Genomic DNA, 21,931 nt, shown 5'->3' on the forward strand with positions numbered 1-21,931 from the left:
CTTATATTTTTTGGGATAATGAACCCATCGTTACCGATTCAAATTCATATTTTTGGTGCAAATGAACATACCATTTGGCAATTTCCATCAACGCTTCCATCGATTGCTTGGGATAGTCCCCAAAATTATGCGGATGCCACCATAAATGATAGATTTCACCTTTTTTTGCAGCGAGCAACATTTCATTTTTGATGCGTGTTAATCGCAATTGATTCAATATAGAAACCGAATGATGAGGGCGTAAAAAACGACTCGCCGGTTGAGCAGTAACAATTGTAGATTTGACTTCTTTTGGTGAATATGATTTTGCACCCAACGGCAAATAAGCATCTCCCGTGCGGAAGAACTTTGTTGCCAAGGAAGCACTGGCTGTATCTTGCCAATACCAAGCTGCCGGATTAGAACGCAACTGCGTAATTCCTCGTTCAGCACAAAGTGATAAATATTCCTCATTCCATTGGTTACGGGGAAAAACCAATGATTTCAATTCCACTCCCACTTGCTTGGCCATTTTTACTGCCAAATCCAAATCATCGGCAAACTGTGCAGCCGTTTGTCCATTTTCTAAACAATAATAATGAGAATAGGTATGCGTAGCCAATTCTTGACCCGGGGTTTGCATGATACGATGTATCAAATCTGGAGCAAAAAAATATCGGTCAAATCCGGAATCTTGATGAGCCAATCCATACGCATAGGCATCCAATTTTTTGTTTTGGTAAGTGGGTAGGTTTTCCGGACGATTTGCCAACCATTCCTCCCAATTCCGATTGAATAACATCCCAACCGTAGCCAATGTTACCTCCATTTGATGCTGTTCAAAACATTTCAACATTTCGGGAATAACCGACAAAGTGTTTTCAAAATAGGCTTGCTTTTGCGGTAAATCGATATGATCAAAAATACCCCACACCAATTCAAAATCAAGTGATATGACTAATTTTCCACTCATGAGGATGTTTCTTCTAGTGTTGATTGTACAAGTTGTTGTCGGTTATATTCCTCTTGTGCTAAAAAGTAATAAATCACGAAAAAAGCAAAATACATTACCATCGACTTTTGTCGCATAATAATACCCAAATTCGACATCACAAAGGTCATCGCAAAGGAGGTCAACAAAAAAGCAATAGCCGACATCTTGACCATATATACGGATTTTCTGAAAAACCTTAAAAACCGTTTGTTTAGAATTTTAAAGAATAATAACAAATAGAGAAAATTTTCAGCTGAGCTAAACAATCCCAAAACTCCCGGAGAATCTACAAATAAAGGTCGAAACCAAAACGTAAACAACTTCAATGGCAATGGATAATTGCTCATTGTCACACCTGAACCGGCTTTTTCTGACAATCCTTGTGAACGAGCATCAGCAAATGCTTCAAAATCAGTAATCACATTTTCTGAATTTTCCAATTTCGCAACGGCTAATATGGAATTACTGGCTGCTGCCAAAAAACCTACAGAAGCTATCACAATAACCACTTTTAAGGCCGTACTGATTTTATCCCTTCCAAACCATAAACCGATTGTAACCGCTACCAGCATAAACAACATAACATGTGGACGAACCATATACACAAAAAATCCTCCCAACAAGAGTAAAAACCATCTCCCGGTCGGATTTTTTACTGCATACGTAAAAATCATTAGCCCCATAAAAATAACGGAACCTTTACCTAATGAAACGGTCCAAAAATGCATGTTTGGGAAAAATAATATCAACGTCAACAAATCAAATCGTCCAAACACTTTTACATCTATAGGGATGTTTTCCCGCATGAATAAATAGGCATACACAAACCCTATATAGCCAAACCAAGCAAATATCAACATCAACGATTCATACGACAACCCGGCTTGTACAAAAGGAGAAGCTAAAAAATTGATAAAATTGGTACCCGTTTCAAACAACTCGGGCCAATCATTCCCAATTTGACTGGCTACAAAATAATATTGTCGGGAATCCGAAGGATTAAACAGCGTATAAGTATAATACACCAAAAAGAATAACAAATGATAAAAGAAAAGATAATTCAATAGCTTTTTATCCAAAAAAGCATGTTTTCGGGCAAGACTGTTCAGCAACACTTGTGTTGCCAAAACAATGACCAAAAAAATCACTAAACTATCCATGCTTAAAATAATTCCAAATCACCCATGGCATATTGCCAACCTCCCTCTTTTTGTGCTTGTTGCACTATTATATGCTGCTCCGTTAAATCTCTACAGGTTAAAATAGGACCAAAAGCTCCGTAAAATGAAAATCGAAACAATTCTTTTTCTGTTGTACTCATCAATAAACAGCCGTTTTGGGCAGCAAATCGAGAAACAACTCGTCTGATTTCTTTTCGGGCTTTGGCATCATTTGCTCCAATCACCTCTGCTAATCGTAATTCGCTAAAGTAACGATGTTTTTTGACATACAATGCTACATACCAATTTTTCCCGGTTACTACCGTATAAGATTGCATCGGATTTATGGGATATCGCCACTTTAAATAAGCCGCCGATTTAGGGGTAAACAATCCGCCTTTTTCGCTCAATCGCTCATTATGAGCCGTACAAAGTGCATCTAAATCCGTATCTGAAAGCTCTATTGGATAGTGGGAAGAAGAAGAAAAAACATACCCCATTCGATACAACAAAGCCGGCACTAAGGCCAACTTAATCTTTCCAATGGCCTCCCAACCCATTTTTAAATAACCGGGTCGACTCTTTTCATTGGGAGTATTAAAAATAAAACAATCCTTATGCTCTCCCACTTCCTCCAAGGCTTGTAACGTTAATTGCTTAAAAATCCCTCTTCCTTGATGTTCGGGGTGTGTGGCTGTATCTACTGCACGGTAGGCTTGCCAAACCTTGTCTCCGAGTTGCCATTTCCATGACATAAAAGCTCGAACACCTATAAACTGACCATTTTCCTCGGCTACCAAAACATAAGAAGCCCCAAAAGGATTGTCTTCATGTTTAAAATGCCAAATGGCTGACGTTTTCTTTAACAACGATTCGCCTAAACTGCTTTTCAGCAAATCAACAATGGCGGGAATATCGGTGGTATGTGCTTTTCTGATGTTCATGACTGATGGTAGTGTTGATACAACTGCTCTAAGGTTTTAATCATGGCGTCCATGCTGAATGAGGCCTTAGCTCGTAAACGTGCCGCTTTTTGCAAGGTAGCCAATCGACTCGGTTGATTTTTTAAAGCAATCAAATGAGCCGATAATTGTGCCCATTCTTCCACTCCTACTACTACTCCGTCTTGTTCGTTTCGAATCACTTCCTTAATTCCTCCGGCATCAGTAGTGACTATGGCACATTCCATACTCATGGCTTCCAGCAACGCAATGGGTAATCCTTCAAAAGAAGAGCACATCATAAACGTATCCATTGCCTCATAATAAGGTTTGACTTCGGTTTGCAGTCCGGCAAAAAATACTTTTCCTTCTAAACCCAAAGCCGCATATTTTTGTTCGATTTCCGATTGTAAGGGTCCTGCCCCTACTATGATTCCATAGATGTTTGCGTCTTGTTCAATCGCTTTTTTCATGATTTCCAACCACAAATCGAGTCGTTTTTGAAAACGAAAAACCGCTACGGTTCCCACTACAAAAGCATCCGCCGGAATGCCAAATTGTTTCCGTATGGATGAATCAACAAACGAACCTTTTCGTTGAAAACTATCCGTATTCACCCCATTTAAAACCGTTTGTACCGGAATAGTCGGATGTATATTTTTTTGGATGGAATGGGAAACATCATCCGAAACGCCAATTCCCAACGTTTGACGATTAAACGTCAATTTATTGATGGTTTTGGTCAAAAAATGATAGCGTTCCTGCATATTGTGTTCCGTATAAAGCACCGGAATCTTGGTCAACGAATGCACCAAACGGCTTACAAATCCTGCCCAAGGCAAATGAGCATGAATCAATTGAATTTCATTTTCCCTACAATAGCGAATGATTTTTTTGTATTGCCACAACAAAAGCAAATTATTTTTGGCCCCAAAACAAGTTACTTTTCCACCCGCTTCTTCTATGGCGTGTACCATTTGGTCTTTCCAAGGCAAAAAGTAGATATAATGAAATTTAAACGCCTCTTGGTTGTGCTTTTTCAAGGTTTCCGGTAAAAGCATTTCTGCTCCGCCACGCCCCAACGATTTGATGATATGAAGTACTTTAATCTTTGCCATGTGTGAGTGCCTTATAAACGGTTTCAAACTGCTGGGCAAGGTACGTATTATTAAATTTTTTGACAATTAGTTCGTAAGCATTTTTCACGTAATGTGCCGTTTTGCCTTCATTTTTTACTTTCTCCAAAGCCTCTACAAAACCTTGCTCATCCCCTTTCTCCACTAAATATCCGGTTGCACCGTTTTGAATGACTTCTGAAATACCGCCCACATTATAGGCAATCACAGGGGTTTTGGCATACAAGGCTTCTAAAACCACACCCGGTAAACCTTCAATAATACTGGGTAAAACGACAACATCGGCTTGGTGCATATAGTGAAGGGCATCTTTACTAAAACCATAAAAAGAAATGGTATCCGTTAGGTTTTTTTCAGCTACCGCTTGCTCGATTTCGGCTCTCATCGGACCATCGCCAATGAGATGCAAATGCGAATCGGGACATCTTTTCAACCATTGTTCAAAAATGGAAAGTAAACCATGGTGGTTCTTCTCAAATGAAAATCCGCCCACATGCACAATCTGAAATGCAGTTGGCGGAGTATTTTTCCAGGCTACCGAAGTAAACGGTTGTTGGTTTATACCAATGGGTATTACAGTTGTTTTAACTTTTGTTTCCGGAAACAATTGATTCAAATCTTTCGCCGCCAAGTGCGATACCGAAACAATGGCCTGGGTACGGCTATACAGCCAACGGTTGAGCCTTTTAATCAATGGATTTTGAATGTAGGCACTCACCATGCTCGCATTACGGGCGATGATTGGGACTTTCCATCCACAGAAAAGTTGCGAAAAAACCGCAAATTTCAACGTATCACCGGCATTGCATTGCACAACCTCAACATGATGTATTTTGATTAAATTGGCTAAAGCTTTCCACCCTTCATAATCAAACCAACGCTTTCCAATAGGCCGATCCAACCGAATAAAAGTACCCTTAAAAGGCAATTCAGAGGCACCGGGAAATAACGCCACCACCATCACTTCATGTCCCAATTCCGTCAACTCATTCGAAAGTTGCGTTGCAAACATTTCTGCTCCTCTTAATTGTGGCTTTTGTATGAGTTGGAGAATGGTCATGGTTGGGATGCGTTAACAATGGAAGAATAAAAAGAATTGTATTGGGCTACAACTTTTTCAATACTGAATTTTTCAATGGCTACTTTTTTAGCATTTTCGCCTAAATCATTGTAAACATTTGGATGATGAATGACACTTTCAATCATTTGTACCAATTGAGCAACATTCCCTTTTTGAAAAACAAGGGCTTCTTTATTCGAAACACATTCTTTATTTTCCGGAATATCAGAACAAATAATTGTTTTTTTAGCCATCATTGCTTCTATCAATGCTCCGGGCAATCCTTCATAATGAGAAGGAAACACAAAAGCATCAGCTAAATGGAGCAAAACAGGAACATCTGAACGATTACCCAATAAAGTTACATGTGCAGACAAATCATTTTCCTGAATATATTGTTCTAGTACAGAACGATAAAATCCTTCTCCGGCAATAAATAATTTAACTGAATTGTTAGATTTACTTACTACATCTATCGCTTTCAAAAGATCTAATTGCCCTTTTCGATCAAGAAGACGGCTTACATTTAAAAACACAAAAGAATTGGATGGAATATTTAGAGCATTTTTTGTTTCCTCTATTTGTTGTGAGGTGATGGAAGTAAACTTTGAAAGCTCCCTGCCTCTATAAATTACTTTTATTTTATCCAAATTCAAACGTAACGCTTTAGCATTAGAATCTTTTATCGTTTGAGAATTGGAAACAAAAAAATCTACTTTTTTGGCCGTTTTGGCATCCAATTGCTGTATGTAATATAATTTTAATTTGCCGATGAACGATAATTTTTGATATCGATCAGCCACGTATGAATTATTGACAAGACTGGATACCAGCGGAATAGAAAAATATTTTTTTAGTTTTCGAGCAACAATATCGGCTCTAAACAATGTAGCATGAATGATATCAGGTTGTTCTTCACGAACTATGGGCAGAAGCAATTGAGCAATTTTGTTAAAAGCATATTTCTCGTTTCTATTGAGAGCAATCACTTTTATTCCGGCTTTTTGAGCCGTTTCTGCCAACTGATTTCCTTGATATAGAGTCACAAAAACAGAAACCACTTCACGATTATGCATGGCAATATCCAGAAGGCTTTTTTCGGCACCACCGGTTTCAAAAGTATCTAGGATGTAAAGTATTTTTTTCAATTATCCTTTAATAGAATTTAGCAAATGAGTTCGAAATTGCTTTTTCAAATGGTCAATAATATCCGTAAAATTATCACTTTGATATTTTTGTAATAAATGATCTATCTTTTCCTTAAAATCAATCGAATCATCAAAAAATTGATGATAGGCCAATTTATCCATTTTTGACAATAAATCAACAATCTTTCCTTTGTGAGCTGTCGGATACTTTTTATTCGATTCAATAACTAAAAAAGGAATGTGATTCTTAATACTAAAAATAGTTGAATGAAAACGATCGGTGATACAAAAATCAAAATATTGATAGCACGTAGCCCACTCCAAAGAATTTAAAACATCCGAAAAATTCAGTTCACAATACTTGTTATACTGGCCAATACCCACCAATTGAATGTTGTGTTGCTTGGCATACTGCTGAATCTGCTCGGATGCTTTGGCAAATTCAGGGTTATTGGAACTCAAATTCAAAGCAAAACGTTTTCTGTTGAAATCAACACCCACCTTCTGCAACTTTTCTTTCACCCCATCTGCTTTCCAATCGACCCCAAAAGTAGGATCAGGCACTTGATACAAAGGTGTACTTACACCAATTCGATGAATAAAATCAAACGTATATTGGTCTCTTACCGCAATGGCTTCAAAACCTTTAACAATGGTTTTTACCTTTTCTTGTATTTCCTTCTTTTCCAATAACTTCGGATTGGAACCATTGGCAGAGGCCGCAGAAGCAATTCGCTTGGCGGTTAAGGTTTCCGGCAACCAATAAATATTAGGAAATTGTCGGGCATATTTGCGGTCTAATATTTTCCAAACCTCATCACTCCCAACAATCACATAATCATAGTGTTGACGATTGATAAAAGCAACCGCTTTGGCGGTATCATCCGTTTGACAATATTCTTTGGACAAAGGCAATAAATCATTGACAAACCGTTTGAAATTATAGTATTTTTTGATTTTGGAAATGGCCCCTTTTTTTAGCTTTATCAAGGCTTTGAAAGCTTCTCTTCGCTCAATACGTTCGATAGTGGCATGACGATAATCAATCACTTCAATGGTAGCCTCAGGAAACAATTCCCGTAAAGTGTAAACATGACCTAATGTCTGCAAAACTGCACCGTCATTTATCACATGATGATACGTTAATATCCCTATTTTCATGATTCATTTGTTTTAAATTGATAAAAATCACCGGCCCATGTCGCAGTATATAATCGCCCTTGTGCATCGATAGTAGGAACGGATAAAGCTTTCGCATAAAAGATTTCCCATTGAATGGCTCCATTCGGTTGTAAACAAACCAACGAACCTTTTTGAACCGTTTTTTTGGTGTTGATTAAAACAGATTGATTGGCCATGATAGCCGGCGATGTCCACAATCCTCTGTCTTTGGAAGCAATCAATTGAGAAGCAACTTCTTTTCCGGTAGCTTTATCTAAAAAATAAGCGGTTCCATTTAATCCTAAAAATACTATAAAATGAGCCGTACTGATGCCTACAGAAGCACGACAACCGAATGAAAATTGCTTTTTCCAAATGGTCTTACCGGAAAAATCGGTTTTATACAAAATTGACGTTTTATTGTGAAAGCTTTCGGTATGATAAATACAACCTTCCGCCGCATCAATGGATGGATTGGCCCATGCATTACTACCGCGAAAAGCATTTGTTTTCCACAGTAATTTTCCTGTTTCGTCTAACCAATGTAAACCACTGTTCTGACCACAAACGGCAATATAATCTTTACCATTCACTTGGGTTACTGCCACTCCTGCTAAGTGAAAGGAAGGACGGCCCAAATCATACTGCCAATGCACTTTTCCGGTATCTTTATCTAAAAGTACTAAACCTATGCCATAAAAAACAAAGGCTACATACTGTTGTGCAACCAAATTAGGTGACGTCCAAGTATTGATTTTCATGAATTTTTTAAATTCATAATCATAAAATCGATAATTGTAAAGATTCAAAAACAACCGCTTTAATTTAGATTGTTTGGCAAAAGCCTTGTAACCGTCAAATTGCCACAACAACTCGCCTTGTAAACTCAAACACAAAAGAGTGGACATATTACAACCGAAATACAACTTCCCGTCCACCAACATCGGGCTGGAATATACTTTGACTTCTGTTACAAATTGCCATAAAACCTTTCCTTCCGGTGATAAGGCATAAATGCTTCCGTTATGAGAACCAAAATAGAGGTTACCCTGTTCATCAAAAACCGGAGTAGATTCGGCACAACGAATGGGTTCTTGTTTGAAGAGTATTCGCCAAGCTTCTTGTGGCTGTTCTTCAAAACTGGTAGAAGAAGGTATTCTTCCCGTGCGTTCCCTGTCGAATAAAAACATTAGCGTTTTATTTTTTGAGTTAACTTTTTTTGTATGGCCAAAATAGGCTCAAAATCACTTTTTTTGTACCCAATTATTTCTCGAATAGGAATATTGGTTTCTTTACTGTAAAAATATAAAAAGAAAAAGGAAGCTGCAGAATAACTAATCAAAGAGGAAATTGCGGCTCCTTTTGACCCATATAACGGAATAAAGTAGAGGTTACAAACTACATTCAAAATGAGCGGAATCCACATTGATTTTAAAGAAATATATGGCTTTCCCTTTCCGGCCAAATCCATGTTCATTACTTTAAATACGGTGAGTAAAACCACTCCGGGTAATAAAATTTGCATCACGATCACACTAGGTAAAAAAGCTTCGCCAAACAATAACAAAATCACTTGTTTGGAAAGCAACATCAATACCAACGCCACAAATCCCACCATCAAAATCGACAAACGCAACAGTTGAGCCACTTTTTTTGAAAAGGCCAATCCGTCTTTTGAAGTAGCACTTCGGGCAAATACTATCGTACTGAACAGCATTGGAATTTGCCATAAATATTGAACGATACTGGAACCTTTGGCATAAATACCCAATTCATAGGGGGTACTCAAATTTTCTAAAAGTACAACATCTATTTTATAATTCAGATTGACAATCAATAAGGCAAAAGCATAAATTAAACCCAAGGAAAGCATTTTGGAGATGACTTCTTTTTCAATGCGAAAGGTATTTGGTAATAAATTATCTCTTCGAATCCATAAAGCAATAAAAATAGCCATGTGCCCAAACAAATAAGCCAACATAGCACCCATCACTTCAAAATCAAAAAAGTAAAGTAAAATAAAGGTGGTTAAAAACGTAACAAAATTAGGAATCCAATTGATTTTGTTAAAAGCCTTTATTTCATTTTTTCCTAAAAAAATACCGGCACAATACGTATTATGCAAACTAAACGGAATACACAAAACAGAAACCAAAACCAACGAAAAATCAGGAATGCTCTTTGACAAATAATGAAAGAGTAAAAAACAAACCACCATACTAATCAAGGAAGTAATCAACCAAATTTGGGTGACCGCTTGTTTGATTCGCTCTAAACTATAAATTTCTTTCCCAACAAAGTAAGTGGTAGATTGACGAATGCCCATCGAACCTAATACCATAAACAAAGAAGGATAAACCAATAAAGCAGCAATGATTCCGTTTTCGTCAGGCGTGAGCAATCGAGCGGTGGCAATAGAAGTACCCACACCAAAAATAATGATGTTTAATTTTGAAAAACCAACCCGAACTAAATCCTTGACAAATGATGCCATTTATTTTTTATAGTATGCTTTAAACCAATCCACAAAGGCAGAAACACCTTCAGAAACAGGAGTATTCGGCTCATATTGAAAATCCCGAATCAAATCATCCACATCCGCCCAAGTGCGTTCTACATCTCCGGGTTGCATAGGCTTCATTTCTTTGATGGCTTGCTTACCGGTTTTGTGCTCAATGGCTTCAATGAAATCCATTAATTTCACCGGTTTACTGTTGCCTATATTGTATAAACTGTAGGGTTTTGAAATGGTATTCACTTCAAAAGCTTTGGTAATGTTCAACATTCCACCTACGATATCATCAATATAGGTAAAATCTCTTGATAAATTTCCTTCATTGAACACTTGAATAGGACGGTCATTTAAAATGGCGTCCGTAAACAAAAACATCGCCATATCGGGTCTGCCCCAAGGACCATATACCGTAAAAAAACGAAGTCCAACCGTTTGAATACCAAACAAATGACTATACGTATAAGCCATTAATTCATTTGACTTTTTGGTAGCGGCATACAAACTAATCGGGTGATCAACCGCATCATTTACCGAAAAAGGTATCTTTTCATTTAAACCGTACACACTGGAAGAGCTGGCATATATCAATTTTTTCACGCCATAATGACGACAACATTCCAATACCGTTAAAAAACCGGTTAGGTTACTGTTCAAATACTGAAAGGGTTGTTCTAAACTGAACCGAACTCCAGCTTGAGCCGCTAAATTAATAACCAAATCAAACTGTTCTTCTTTGAACAACACTTCCATATTTTCTTTGTCTTCCAAATTCAATTGAAGAAAGGAAAAAGCAAAATTAGGCTGTTGAGAAGGAACCAATTCATCGTAAATAATGGCTTTTGTATCAATTCCCAGTTCTTTGAGGCGACCTAATTTAAGGTTCACATCATAGTAATCGTTTAGATTATCCAATCCAATTATATGATGACCAAGTTTAGCCAATTGGTTAGCCAAATGAAAACCGATAAATCCTGCTGCTCCGGTGACTAAAATTTTCATGTTGTTTACTTTTCTGCGTACTGTTTTTGATAATACTGCTGGTAAGCTCCTGAAGTAACATGTGTTAACCATTCTTGATGCGTCAAATACCAATCAATGGTTAACGACAATCCTTCTTCGAAGGTAACGGAAGGCTTCCAACCTAATTCTTTATTCATTTTAGTAGCATCGATAGCATAGCGTAAATCGTGACCGGGGCGATCTTTTACAAACGTAATCAACTGTTCAGATGTGCCTTTTGGACGATTTAATTTTTCATCCATTTTTTGACATAACAACCGAACTAAATCTATATTTTTCCATTCATTAAAACCTCCAATATTGTAGGTTTCGTGGTTCTTCCCTTCATGAAAAACCAAATCAATAGCAATAGCGTGATCAATAACAAATAACCAATCACGAGTATAATTTCCATCACCATAAACCGGCAAAGGTTTCTGATGAATGATATTGTGAATAAACAACGGAATTAATTTCTCCGGAAAATGATTGGGTCCGTAATTGTTTGAACAATTGGTAATAACATAGGGTAATCCATACGTTTCTCCATACGCCCTAACAAAATGGTCTGAAGCAGCTTTTGAAGCAGAATAAGGCGAATTGGGTGAATAAGGAGTAGTTTCGGTAAATAATCCGGTATCACCTAAAGCACCATATACTTCATCGGTAGAAATATGATAAAAGCGTTTATCTTGATAATCATTTTTCCAACAATCACGTGAGGCATTCAACAAATTCATGGTTCCGATAACATTGGTTTTCACAAAAGCCAATGGGTCGGTAATAGAACGATCTACGTGAGACTCGGCAGCCAAATGAATGATACCATCAAATTGTTCCTTTTCAAAGAGCTGATGGATAAAATCCGCATCTGTAATATCACCTTTAACAAAAGTATAATTGGGTAAATGCTCTATATCTGCAATATTTTCTAAATTACCGGCATACGTTAACGCATCTAAATTGTAGATGTGATAAGCGGGATATTTCGACACAAAACGTCTTATGACATGTGAACCTATAAACCCTGCTCCTCCGGTGATTAGAATTTTTTTCATTTTATAATTTTCCGTCAGCTTGTGAAGCTAATATACCTTTTACATCATAAACAATAGCCTGTTCTTTTTTCAGTGATCCAAAATCCAATGATAAAAATTCTTTATGTGCTACGCCTAAAATGATAGCATCAAATCGTTCATCACTCAATTGATTCGACATACTCAAGTTATATTCATGTTTAACTTCTGTCGGATTGGCCCAAGGATCATAAATAGAAACCTCAACACCATAATCTGACAAGGCATGAATCACATCTACAATTTTAGTATTACGAACATCCGGGCAGTTTTCTTTAAAGGTAATTCCTAACATCAACACTTTAGCTTTGTTTACAGAAATACCCTTTTTGATCATCAACTTCACTACTTGTGAAGCTACATACTCTCCCATACTGTCATTTAAACGACGTCCGGCTAAAATAATTTCGGGATGATAACCTGCTTCTTGTGCTTTTTGTGCTAAATAATAAGGGTCAACTCCTATACAATGTCCGCCCACTAATCCGGGTTTGAAAGGTAAAAAATTCCATTTCGTTCCGGCAGCAGCCAATACGGCTTGGGTATCAATATTCAATAAATTAAAAATCTTAGCCAATTCATTTACAAAAGCAATATTGATGTCGCGTTGCGAATTTTCAATCACTTTAGCTGCCTCCGCTACTTTGATAGTGGGAGCTAAATGCGTTCCCGCTATAATAACGGATTTGTATATTTCATCCACTTTCTTTCCTATTTCAGGAGTTGAACCGGCAGTTACTTTCAATATTTTTTCTACCGTATGTTCTTTGTCACCCGGATTAATACGTTCTGGTGAATAACCGGCAAAAAAATCAACATTGAAACGTAATCCACTAATTTTTTCTAAAACCGGAACACACTCCTCTTCTGTTACTCCGGGATATACCGTAGATTCGTAAATAACGATATCCCCTTTTTTCAAGACTTTCCCAACGGTTTCGCTCGATTTATATAAGGGTGTCAAATCCGGACGATTATTTTTATCAACCGGTGTTGGAACGGTAACAATGTAGTAATTACATTCCTTTATGACGTCTAAATTGGTGGTACAAAATAATCCGTTCTCTTGTAAAGGCTCTGATTTTAAAACTTGTTTTAATAAATTTCCCTCTACTTCAAGAGTACTGTCTTCACCTTTATTTAATTCATTCACTCGGTTTAGATTAATATCAAATCCAACCACAGGATACTTTGTCGCAAACAATCGTGCGAGTGGCAACCCAACATATCCCAATCCTATTACCGCAATTTTGATGCTCATTTGTACTTATTTTATGAACCGATTGCTTGGTATTTAAACCCAATCTTCGTTAATTTTTCTTTATCTAATAAATTTCGCCCGTCAAATATAAAGGCCGGTTTATTCATGTTAGCATAAATTTGCTCCCAATCATACGATTTAAATTCATCCCACTCTGTTAAAATGGCAATAGCATGTGCTCCTTTACAAGCATCATAAGGATTTGAATCAGAATGAACTCTTTTTTTATTCTCATCTTCTGTTCTAGACTGCAAATAGTTCAAATCATCAATAATCTGTTTTTCAGACACCTTTGGATCAAAAACAGCAATATTCGCTTGCTCAAAAATCAAATCATCTGCCACATAAATGGCCGCAGATTCACGAGTATCGTTCGTGTCTTTTTTGAAAGCCCAACCTAAGAAAGCAATCTTTTTATCCGCTACCGTATTGTATAAAGTGGTTACAATATTCTTAGCAAAACGTCTTTTTTGGTGATCATTCATAATAATCACTTGTTCCCAATAATCAGCTACTTCGTGTAAACCATATGACTTAGCAATATACACCAAATTCAGAATGTCTTTTTGAAAACATGAACCACCAAATCCAACAGAGGCTTTCAAGAATTTAGGTCCAATTCGACTATCCATTCCAATCGCTCGGGCGACTTCATTAACATCTGCTCCTGTTTTTTCACATAACTCGGATATTGAATTAATGGAGGATACACGTTGAGCTAAATAAGCATTTGCCACTAATTTTGACAACTCTGAAGACCATACGTTGGTTGTTAAAATCCGTTTCCTAGGAACCCAATTGGCATATACATCTACCAATGCTTGAATGGCTTTTTCTCCCTCTGGAGTGGTTTCACCACCTATTAAGACTCTATCCGGTTGAAACAAATCTTCAACGGCTGTTCCTTCGGCTAAAAATTCAGGATTGGATAAAATTTGATACTTTACTCCGTTTCCTGTATTGTGAAGTATACTTTTTATTGCTTCTGCCGTTCTAACGGGTAAAGTAGATTTTTCCACAACTATTTTATCCGTTTTGGCAACTCGGGCAATTTGACGGGCACATAATTCGATGTATTTCAAATCAGCGGCTAACCCTTTACCTGAACCATAGGTTTTTGTTGGAGTGTTTACTGATATAAAAATCATTTCAGCTTCATCTATCGCTTTATCAACTTCGGTTGAAAAAAACAAATTTCTACCTCTTGCTTCTGCTACCACATCACTTAATCCCGGTTCATAAATGGGAATATTCTCTACATTTGGATCATTCCATTTCGCAATACGATCTTCATTTAAATCCACAACGGTTACTTGTATATGAGGACACTTTTGAGCAATAACTGCCATTGTAGGCCCTCCTACATACCCTGCACCAATACAACAAATTTTTGTAATCTTCATTATCTGTAATTTGAATTTATTTTAAATTTTGCCAATACCAATTAACGGCTTCTTTTAATCCTGCAGCAAAAGCATATTTAGGTTCATACCCTAATAATTGTTTTGCTTTTTCTATACTCGCCAACGAATGGGGTATATCCCCAACTCGATTTGGACCATGAATGATCGGAATTGTTCCAATTGACGCATCATAAACCGATAGATATTCTTTTAACAAATGAACCATTTGATTCAATGTAGTTCTATCACCATATGCGGTATTATAAACAGTGTTCACAGCTTCTGGATTGGTAGTTAACATTGCCAATTCATTCATTTGAACTACATTGTCAATATAGGTAAAATCTCTAGAATATAAACCATCCCCGTTAATAACAGGACTTTCATGCTTCATCAGTTGCATCACAAACTTGGGGATTACAGCTGCATAAGCTCCATTTGGGTCTTGTCGTCTTCCAAAAACATTAAAATATCGCAAACCAATCGTTTCCATTCCATAGGTACGACTAAAAATCTCTGCATATAACTCATTCACATATTTGGTAATAGCATAAGGAGATAAAGGTTTTCCTATAACATCTTCTACTTTTGGTAAAGATTCTGAATCACCATATGTAGAAGAACTAGCAGCATAAATAAATCGTTTAACACCTGCATCACGTGATGCTACTAACATATTTAAAAAACCTGAAACATTAACATCATTAGATGTAATTGGATCTTTTATAGAACGAGGAACTGATCCTAAAGCAGCTTGATGCAAAACATAATCTACTCCATTAACTGCTTGCTGACACATAGCTAAATCTCTTATATCACCCTCAATTAATTGAAACTTTTCGTTGGTTAAAAAAGGAGCAATATTGTGTCTGTGACCGGTTGCAAAATTATCTAAACAAATAACGATGTGTCCTTTTTCTAAAAAATGTGCACATAAATTGGAGCCAATAAATCCGGCTCCTCCGGTAATTAAAATTTTATAATGATGTTGCATTTATCGTTTAAATAAATTACGCTTAATTTTTTGAATGAATGTTTTTGGACGATCTTCATCGCCATAACCACCATAATTCCCATAATTCCCATAAATATAACCATAGCCATAACCGTAACCATAACCATAACCATAACCGGTACCATATTTTGCTCTGTTTTCAAAACCATTAAAAACTATGCTTACATTTTTTATTTCTTCTCTTTGATGTCTATTATTTAAAAGACTAACCATATCCTTTTTGGTGTAATTTTGACGCATAACGTATAGAGTTGCATCAACATGAGGTGCTAATTCAATAGCATCTGCCACCAAACCAATAGGAGGAGTATCTAAAATAATATAATCATATCTTTCTTTAAGTAATCGCATAAATTCATTCATAGAATTTCCTATAATCAATTCTGATGGGTTGGGTGGTATTGGACCAGAGGTAATAACATCCAAATAAGGAATATGGGTTTTTTGAATTACCTCATCCAGTGTTTTTTGACCAATTAAATAATTTACAACCCCAATATCGTTCTTTATTTTAAAATCATCAAAGATTTTTGGTTTACGTAAATCCAAACCAACAATAACAGTTTTTTTGTCACTCATCGCAAATACTGTTGCAATATTTATAGAACAAAAGGTTTTTCCTTCACCCGAAATTGAAGAGGTCAACATTAACGTTTTTGATCCTTCAATATTATTCTTTTTATACATAAATTGGAGTGAAGACCTAATAGCTCTAAAAGACTCAGCTAATACTGATTTAGGTTTTTCAAAAACTGATAAATTGGAACGATTTTGTTTCACACCAACAATTCCAATAACAGGTAAGGTTGTCAATTTACTAATGTCATCAACATTCAAAATTGTATTTTCTAAAAAGAAAATTGTAAAAATGGCTAACAATGGTAAAATCAAACCCAATAAAAATGCAATTACATAATTAACTTTTGTATTGGGCCCAATTTGACCTTTACCTATATCTTTTGCAGGGTCTATAAAATGAATATCTGCTAAATTAGCCGCTTTTACAATGTTTGCCTCGTTGCGTTTTGCCAAAAAGGATGTGAAAATTTGATTATTTAAATCATACTTTCGCATTACCTTTATATGTTCTTGCTGATCCTCAGGCAATTTACTAATTAATGATTCTACTTCAGAAATCCTTTTATTTATTTGATTTAAATCAATTTCTAAGTTTGCTTTTGCAGTTGAAATATTTTCTAAAATAACATTTTTTAAAGCCGTAATTTCATTGTCAACATCATTAAACAATTTTGAGTTTTTTACCGTATAGGGCTTACTAGCTCTTTCTGTTGTTAGATTAATTAACTTTGATATATTAACTAATATATTTGAATCATCAATTCCCGCTACAGACGGAGCTGGTAATTTTGAATAATCTACACTATTATTTAAATAATTTTTGAGCGAATTATAATAGGCAACTTTTCTTAAAATTAAATCTTTTCCTTTATCAAATTCTAATAATTTGTCAGATAACTGATTCCCACCATTCTCAAGTTGATATATGTTTTTGTTTCTACTAAAATTTTTGACCTCTTCTTCATTGTCTTTTAACTGTTTCTCCATAGACCTTAATGTACTGTCAATGAAAGAGATTGTATTAGTAGCAAATTGATTTTTTCGTTCTAATTGAGATTTTATTAAAGTATTAACTGTTTCATTCAAATAAGTAACTATTCTTTTTTTGTTTGTTCCTTCAAGGCCTATTTCAATAATAGATGGAGCTTTAGGGTCAATAATTGATGAAATATCTCTGTATCTTTGTACAACTTCATCAAATGAATTAAATTTTACATAAAACTCTTTTGAATTTAACGGAATTGCAGTTTCGTTTTTTAAAATTTTAAAAGTAAAAAAAGGTAAATTAATTGGTTCGCCATAACTGTACTCCTTTTCAAATAATTGTGATGTAACAAATTCTTTTTTGATTAAATTCAAATCATAATTAATAAAGTTAACATCATCGCTTTCTACCTGAAAAGAGATTTTGAATTTTTGATCGTTTATTAAATTTACTTTAATTAATGTATTTAACAATTGATCTTTTTTTCTGTCAATTTCAACTTTAAAAGGTACTGAACCATAAACATCTCTTATATAATATTTGTCTTTGTAAAGATAATCTATAAAAAAATCTAACTTATCAACAACACGTTCATTATGAGAACGAGATTTTAATGTACTGGCAACATTTTGTACTTGATCTGAAGTACCTCCCCAGTTAAAAACCAAACTTGTAGTAGAAGTAAAAAATGGATTACTTTCCTCTTTTATGGCTAAAGTTGTTTTTAACTCATAAATTTTTTCTTTTCTAATATTTACATTGTATGCTACTAAAAAGGAAATAATCCAACATATAACAAACCATTTCCAATAGCCGAAAGTTTTTATCAAAAACCCTTTGAAATCAAATTTATTTTGATTTTCATTAAACAAAAAATCATTATTATCTAGCATAAATAAATTTTTATCGCTGAGTTAAAACCAATATTGTTGTGACAAGAGTTAAAACCGAAATTATTGTTGTTAAAGATTGAATACCGGTAGTCCCTGTTCCCCATGATTTCTGTTTTAATGGATTTATTAAAATGTAATCATTAGGCATTAAATGGAAAAAAGGAGAATCAATAACACTTCTATCAGTCAAATCGATAGTATGCATTTCAACACCTGTTGGAAACTGCCTAATAATCATTACATTTTTACGATCCCCTGTGATGGTTATATCCCCGGCATTAGCAACAGCATCTAATATTGTAGCTCTCTCCGTATAAAGTATTTTTGTTCCTGGCGAAAGAACTTCTCCATTGATAGTATATCGTATTCCAGCAATCTTAACATTAACAAACAAGTTAACTTCTTTATTAAAATATTCTTCAAGAAGTTTGGTTTCAATCTTTAATCTGATTTCTTCTATTGTTAATCCCATAACATTTAATTCCCCCAAAACAGGTATTCTTATCACTCCATGATTATCAACATTAAATCCTTGAAAAAAAATGTTTTGTTCATTCTGATTTTGTTGAACATTAACTTCAGATTGATGAAATAAAGCGGTTAATTGTGGATCTATAGTTTTGATATTGATATAAAGTAAATCATTTACCTGAACGCGATAAGGTTTTTTTAAAATCTCATTTATTGATGTATTATCTTTTGTATTCCCTTTATCTTGTAAATACATCAAATCCTTTGTGGGTACACAAGAACTTAATATAGTCAATAACACTATGGCGGTTATCCATCTGAACATTTTCATTCTTAAAATTTTAGCAAACAAAGATAGTTTTTCTATTCCAATATCAAAATAATGCACGGTATAATTAGTTACTTTTCATCGTATTCTCAAATGGGATTCGATTTACAATACTTCTACCCAACGTAACCTCATCAGCATATTCTAATTCATCACCCACCGAAATTCCTCTTGCAATGGCAGATGTCTTTACGTCAAATTCTTTGATTTGCTTATAAATGTAAAAATTTGTCGTATCACCCTCCATTGTTGAACTTAACGCAAAGATAATTTCCGTAACTTTTCCTAAACGTACTTTTTCAACCAACGATGCAATAGATAATTGTCCGGGACCAATACCATCTATAGGCGAAATTTTCCCTCCCAACACATGATAAATCCCTTTAAATTGTCCGGTATTTTCAATCGCCATCACGTCTCTTACATCTTCAACCACACATATCAATCGATGATTTCGTTTTTCATTGGCACAAATTTCACAAACTTCTACATCCGAAATATTATGGCAACTCACACACGTTTTGATTTCATTTCGCATCAAAAGTAATGCCTCTGATAAAAATGCTGTTTGTTCTGCCGGTTGCTTTAGTAAATGCAAAACCAGTCGCAAGGCTGTTCGCTTACCTATTCCCGGCAATTGAGCCATTTCATTAACCGCTTTTTCTAACAACTTTGACGAAAATTCCATAACGGCAAAAATACATGTTTTACGTCAACTTTAAGACTTCAAAAAATAAAGTTTATTCATTTATTTTCAAATTTCAATTAAATGGTTTTTTGTACTTTGCAGCCTTAAAATTGCCAACATGGAACCTTTTTCAATTGTACTCATCATTCTAAGCTATTTTAGTTTACTCATTTTAATTTCCACCTTAATCAGTAAAAAAGACGAAGGGAATGATGCCTTTTTTAAAGCCAACAAAAACTCTCCTTGGTATTTGGTTGCCTTTGGAATGATTGGAGCATCACTCTCCGGCGTTACCTTTATTTCCGTTCCCGGAAAAGTAGAAGCGTCTCAATTTGTGTATTTTCAATTAGTACTCGGTTACATTGTGGGTTATTTTGTTATTGGAACTGTACTATTACCACTCTATTATCGTCTGAATCTTACTTCTATTTATACCTATCTCGGAGACCGATTTGGCAAAAATGCCTATAAAACCGGAGCATGGTTTTTCATCATTTCCAGAACAGTTGGGTCTAATTTACGATTAATGCTGGTGGCCGATGTGTTGCAAACTCTTGTTTTTGATAAACTCAATGTGCCGTATTGGATAACCGTTTCCGTTACCATTTTACTTATTTGGGTCTATACCAACAAATCCGGCATCAAAACCATTATTTGGACTGACACTCTACAAACATTGTTTATGCTAATTGCCGTTGTGTTTTGTATTGTCACAGTTTCGCAAGATTTAGGATTAAATATCGCTAACATTTCAGGTTTTATTGCAGAAAGTGATTTTTCAACAACCTTCTTTTTTGACGATATGAGTTCACCGAATTATTTTTGGAAACAATTTTTATCCGGAGCTTTTATTGCCATTGTCATGACCGGTCTCGACCAAGATATGATGCAAAAAAACCTTACCTGCCGCAGTTTAAAAGACGCTCAAAAAAATATGTTTTGGTTTACCATCGTGCTTACGTTTGTGAATTTTTTATTCTTAGTCATGGGATTATTATTCACAGAATATGCACTAAAATTCAATATCAACGCTCACAAAGACCAGCTCTTCCCTATACTAGCCAATGAATATTTAGGCGTTGGCGTGGCGTTTTTCTTTATTTTAGGATTAATTGCAGCGGCTTACTCAAGTGCAGATAGTGCGTTAACTTCTCTTACCACATCCTTCAGCATCGATATTTTAGAAATTGAAAAGAAATATGATTCCGTAAAACAAGTTATCATCCGCAAACAAATTCACAAAATGTTTGTTGCTGTTTCTGTCATCGTCATTTTATGTTTTAAATATTTTGTAGAAGATGCAAGTATCATTGACAAAGTACTGAAATTCGCCGGATTCACTTACGGACCTCTACTCGGTCTCTACAGTTTTGGATTATTTACGAAATGGAAAGTAAAAGATAAATGGGTGCCAATTGTCGCCATTTTCTCTGTCATTTCATCTGTTGTGCTCAACCTAAATAGCAAGGCTTGGTTCGGATTTGAATTCGGATTTGAAATCTTAATCGTAAATGGTTTGTTTACTTTTATTGGATTAATGCTCATTCGAAGAAGATAAGTCGCAGTTGGCAGACAACTGACAACCAACAACTGACAACAGACAACCAACAACCCCGCTAATACTGATTCGTAGAAAGTAAAACCAGCGTACAAGCCACCTCCACTTGTATATTATTTATTCCCAACAAGGCATAAAACTCAGGATTTTCGGTTCCGGGATTAAAAATAACGCGTTTAGGTTGTAACCCGACAATGTAATTGTAATAGTCTCGTTGACCCTTCGGATTCAAATATAACGTTACGGTATGAATATTTTTAAACGGTATTTGTTTCGTTTGGATTTTTACTCCATTTACTTCACCTATTTTCTGTCCAATGGCAACCACCGGCTGCTCTTTTTTAAGCAAACTGTTGATGGCCATGAAAGAATATCTTTCCGGATTGGTGGAAGCTCCAATAACTAAGGTTTTTTTCATTTGAATAATCTAGGCGGCAAAGATAATGATTTAAAAAAGAGTTAAAACAACTCTTAAACCTTTATTAAAGCATGAAAAAAAAATTAAACATTGTATTATCTTTACTAATTAAATTATTCACTTGACGAATTGACGAATTGACGAATTGACGAATTGACGAATT

Annotated in this window: 19 protein-coding genes; 1 reads left to right on the forward strand and 18 read right to left on the reverse strand. The window is 35.4% G+C overall.

Features of this window, described 5'->3' with window-relative positions; genetic code table 11:
• Position 1: 1 nt before the first annotated feature.
• From H601_RS0103595 to recR, 17 genes are all read right to left on the reverse strand, one after another.
• On the reverse strand, positions 2–952 hold the full coding sequence (locus tag H601_RS0103595; RefSeq protein ID WP_035655507.1) for a polysaccharide deacetylase family protein: 951 nt from the start codon (positions 950–952) through the stop codon (positions 2–4).
• Positions 949–2,133, reverse strand: coding sequence for a hypothetical protein (locus tag H601_RS15180; protein WP_035655508.1), 1,185 nt, complete (start codon positions 2,131–2,133; stop codon positions 949–951). The genes H601_RS0103595 and H601_RS15180 overlap by 4 nt, the downstream gene beginning before the upstream one ends.
• Positions 2,134–2,135: 2 nt before the next feature.
• Positions 2,136–3,077, reverse strand: a complete 942-nt coding sequence (locus H601_RS16030) for a GNAT family N-acetyltransferase (protein WP_051220650.1) — start codon at positions 3,075–3,077, stop codon at positions 2,136–2,138.
• Positions 3,074–4,192 carry a glycosyltransferase gene (locus H601_RS0103610; protein ID WP_035655509.1) on the reverse strand — a complete coding sequence of 373 codons (1,119 nt, stop codon included), beginning with the start codon at positions 4,190–4,192 and terminating at the stop codon, positions 3,074–3,076. The genes H601_RS16030 and H601_RS0103610 overlap by 4 nt, the downstream gene beginning before the upstream one ends.
• On the reverse strand, positions 4,179–5,270 hold the full coding sequence (locus H601_RS0103615) for a glycosyltransferase family 4 protein (RefSeq protein WP_026710234.1): 1,092 nt from the start codon (positions 5,268–5,270) through the stop codon (positions 4,179–4,181). The genes H601_RS0103610 and H601_RS0103615 overlap by 14 nt, the downstream gene beginning before the upstream one ends.
• Positions 5,267–6,418: a glycosyltransferase gene (locus H601_RS0103620; RefSeq protein ID WP_026710235.1), complete on the reverse strand. Its 1,152-nt coding sequence runs from the start codon at positions 6,416–6,418 to the stop codon at positions 5,267–5,269. The genes H601_RS0103615 and H601_RS0103620 overlap by 4 nt, the downstream gene beginning before the upstream one ends.
• Positions 6,419–7,579: a polysaccharide pyruvyl transferase family protein gene (locus tag H601_RS0103625; protein ID WP_026710236.1), complete on the reverse strand. Its 1,161-nt coding sequence runs from the start codon at positions 7,577–7,579 to the stop codon at positions 6,419–6,421.
• Positions 7,576–8,769 (reverse strand): outer membrane protein assembly factor BamB family protein, encoded by a 1,194-nt coding sequence (locus H601_RS0103630; protein WP_026710237.1) that lies wholly within the window; start codon positions 8,767–8,769, stop codon positions 7,576–7,578. The genes H601_RS0103625 and H601_RS0103630 overlap by 4 nt, the downstream gene beginning before the upstream one ends.
• Positions 8,769–10,073, reverse strand: coding sequence for a flippase (locus tag H601_RS0103635; protein WP_026710238.1), 1,305 nt, complete (start codon positions 10,071–10,073; stop codon positions 8,769–8,771). Before H601_RS0103635 ends, H601_RS0103630 begins: the two co-directional genes overlap by 1 nt.
• Positions 10,074–11,093 carry an NAD-dependent epimerase gene (locus H601_RS0103640; protein ID WP_026710239.1) on the reverse strand — a complete coding sequence of 340 codons (1,020 nt, stop codon included), beginning with the start codon at positions 11,091–11,093 and terminating at the stop codon, positions 10,074–10,076.
• A 5-nt stretch (positions 11,094–11,098) separates the two neighbouring features.
• Entirely contained in the window at positions 11,099–12,151 is a 1,053-nt protein-coding gene (rfbB, locus tag H601_RS0103645; protein ID WP_026710240.1) for a dTDP-glucose 4,6-dehydratase, read from the reverse strand.
• A gap of 1 nt (position 12,152) precedes the next feature.
• Positions 12,153–13,430 (reverse strand): nucleotide sugar dehydrogenase, encoded by a 1,278-nt coding sequence (locus H601_RS0103650; RefSeq protein ID WP_035655511.1) that lies wholly within the window; start codon positions 13,428–13,430, stop codon positions 12,153–12,155.
• 11 nt (positions 13,431–13,441) lie between these two features.
• A complete protein-coding gene (locus tag H601_RS0103655; RefSeq protein WP_026710242.1) occupies positions 13,442–14,833 on the reverse strand; it encodes a UDP-glucose 6-dehydrogenase in 1,392 nt (463 codons plus the stop codon).
• A 16-nt stretch (positions 14,834–14,849) separates the two neighbouring features.
• Positions 14,850–15,827 (reverse strand): SDR family oxidoreductase, encoded by a 978-nt coding sequence (locus H601_RS0103660; RefSeq protein ID WP_026710243.1) that lies wholly within the window; start codon positions 15,825–15,827, stop codon positions 14,850–14,852.
• Positions 15,828–18,305, reverse strand: coding sequence for an exopolysaccharide transport family protein (locus H601_RS0103665; protein ID WP_026710244.1), 2,478 nt, complete (start codon positions 18,303–18,305; stop codon positions 15,828–15,830).
• A gap of 10 nt (positions 18,306–18,315) precedes the next feature.
• Positions 18,316–19,107 (reverse strand): polysaccharide biosynthesis/export family protein, encoded by a 792-nt coding sequence (locus tag H601_RS0103670; protein ID WP_026710245.1) that lies wholly within the window; start codon positions 19,105–19,107, stop codon positions 18,316–18,318.
• A 64-nt stretch (positions 19,108–19,171) separates the two neighbouring features.
• Positions 19,172–19,792 (reverse strand): recombination mediator RecR, encoded by a 621-nt coding sequence (gene recR / locus H601_RS0103675; protein ID WP_026710246.1) that lies wholly within the window; start codon positions 19,790–19,792, stop codon positions 19,172–19,174.
• Positions 19,793–19,910: 118 nt separating this feature from the next.
• Here recR and H601_RS0103680 point away from each other — a divergent pair, with 118 nt between their 5' ends.
• The gene (locus tag H601_RS0103680; protein WP_026710247.1) at positions 19,911–21,350 is read left to right on the forward strand and encodes a sodium:solute symporter; all 1,440 of its coding nucleotides are present in this window, start codon (positions 19,911–19,913) and stop codon (positions 21,348–21,350) included.
• A gap of 58 nt (positions 21,351–21,408) precedes the next feature.
• Here H601_RS0103680 and H601_RS0103685 read toward each other — a convergent pair whose 3' ends face one another.
• Positions 21,409–21,774, reverse strand: a complete 366-nt coding sequence (locus tag H601_RS0103685) for a CoA-binding protein (RefSeq protein WP_026710248.1) — start codon at positions 21,772–21,774, stop codon at positions 21,409–21,411.
• Positions 21,775–21,931 lie beyond the last annotated feature (157 nt).

Source organism: Flavobacterium filum DSM 17961, assembly GCF_000425465.1.
In the GTDB taxonomy this organism is placed as follows: Bacteria; Bacteroidota; Bacteroidia; order Flavobacteriales; family Flavobacteriaceae; genus Flavobacterium; species Flavobacterium filum.

Excerpts from the sequence above, each read along its gene's own strand:
- H601_RS0103595 (WP_035655507.1), bottom strand. The coding sequence starts at position 952 with ATGAGTGGAAAATTAGTCATATCACTTGATTTTGAATTGGTGTGGGGT.
- H601_RS15180 (WP_035655508.1), bottom strand. The coding sequence starts at position 2,133 with ATGGATAGTTTAGTGATTTTTTTGGTCATTGTTTTGGCAACACAAGTG.
- H601_RS16030 (WP_051220650.1), bottom strand. The coding sequence starts at position 3,077 with ATGAACATCAGAAAAGCACATACCACCGATATTCCCGCCATTGTTGAT.
- H601_RS0103610 (WP_035655509.1), bottom strand. The coding sequence starts at position 4,192 with ATGGCAAAGATTAAAGTACTTCATATCATCAAATCGTTGGGGCGTGGC.
- H601_RS0103615 (WP_026710234.1), bottom strand. The coding sequence starts at position 5,270 with ATGACCATTCTCCAACTCATACAAAAGCCACAATTAAGAGGAGCAGAA.
- H601_RS0103625 (WP_026710236.1), bottom strand. The coding sequence starts at position 7,579 with ATGAAAATAGGGATATTAACGTATCATCATGTGATAAATGACGGTGCA.
- H601_RS0103630 (WP_026710237.1), bottom strand. The coding sequence starts at position 8,769 with ATGTTTTTATTCGACAGGGAACGCACGGGAAGAATACCTTCTTCTACC.
- H601_RS0103635 (WP_026710238.1), bottom strand. The coding sequence starts at position 10,073 with ATGGCATCATTTGTCAAGGATTTAGTTCGGGTTGGTTTTTCAAAATTA.
- H601_RS0103640 (WP_026710239.1), bottom strand. The coding sequence starts at position 11,093 with ATGAAAATTTTAGTCACCGGAGCAGCAGGATTTATCGGTTTTCATTTG.
- rfbB (WP_026710240.1), bottom strand. The coding sequence starts at position 12,151 with ATGAAAAAAATTCTAATCACCGGAGGAGCAGGGTTTATAGGTTCACAT.
- H601_RS0103650 (WP_035655511.1), bottom strand. The coding sequence starts at position 13,430 with ATGAGCATCAAAATTGCGGTAATAGGATTGGGATATGTTGGGTTGCCA.
- H601_RS0103655 (WP_026710242.1), bottom strand. The coding sequence starts at position 14,833 with ATGAAGATTACAAAAATTTGTTGTATTGGTGCAGGGTATGTAGGAGGG.
- H601_RS0103660 (WP_026710243.1), bottom strand. The coding sequence starts at position 15,827 with ATGCAACATCATTATAAAATTTTAATTACCGGAGGAGCCGGATTTATT.
- H601_RS0103665 (WP_026710244.1), bottom strand. The coding sequence starts at position 18,305 with ATGCTAGATAATAATGATTTTTTGTTTAATGAAAATCAAAATAAATTT.
- H601_RS0103670 (WP_026710245.1), bottom strand. The coding sequence starts at position 19,107 with ATGAAAATGTTCAGATGGATAACCGCCATAGTGTTATTGACTATATTA.
- recR (WP_026710246.1), bottom strand. The coding sequence starts at position 19,792 with ATGGAATTTTCGTCAAAGTTGTTAGAAAAAGCGGTTAATGAAATGGCT.
- H601_RS0103680 (WP_026710247.1), top strand. The coding sequence starts at position 19,911 with ATGGAACCTTTTTCAATTGTACTCATCATTCTAAGCTATTTTAGTTTA.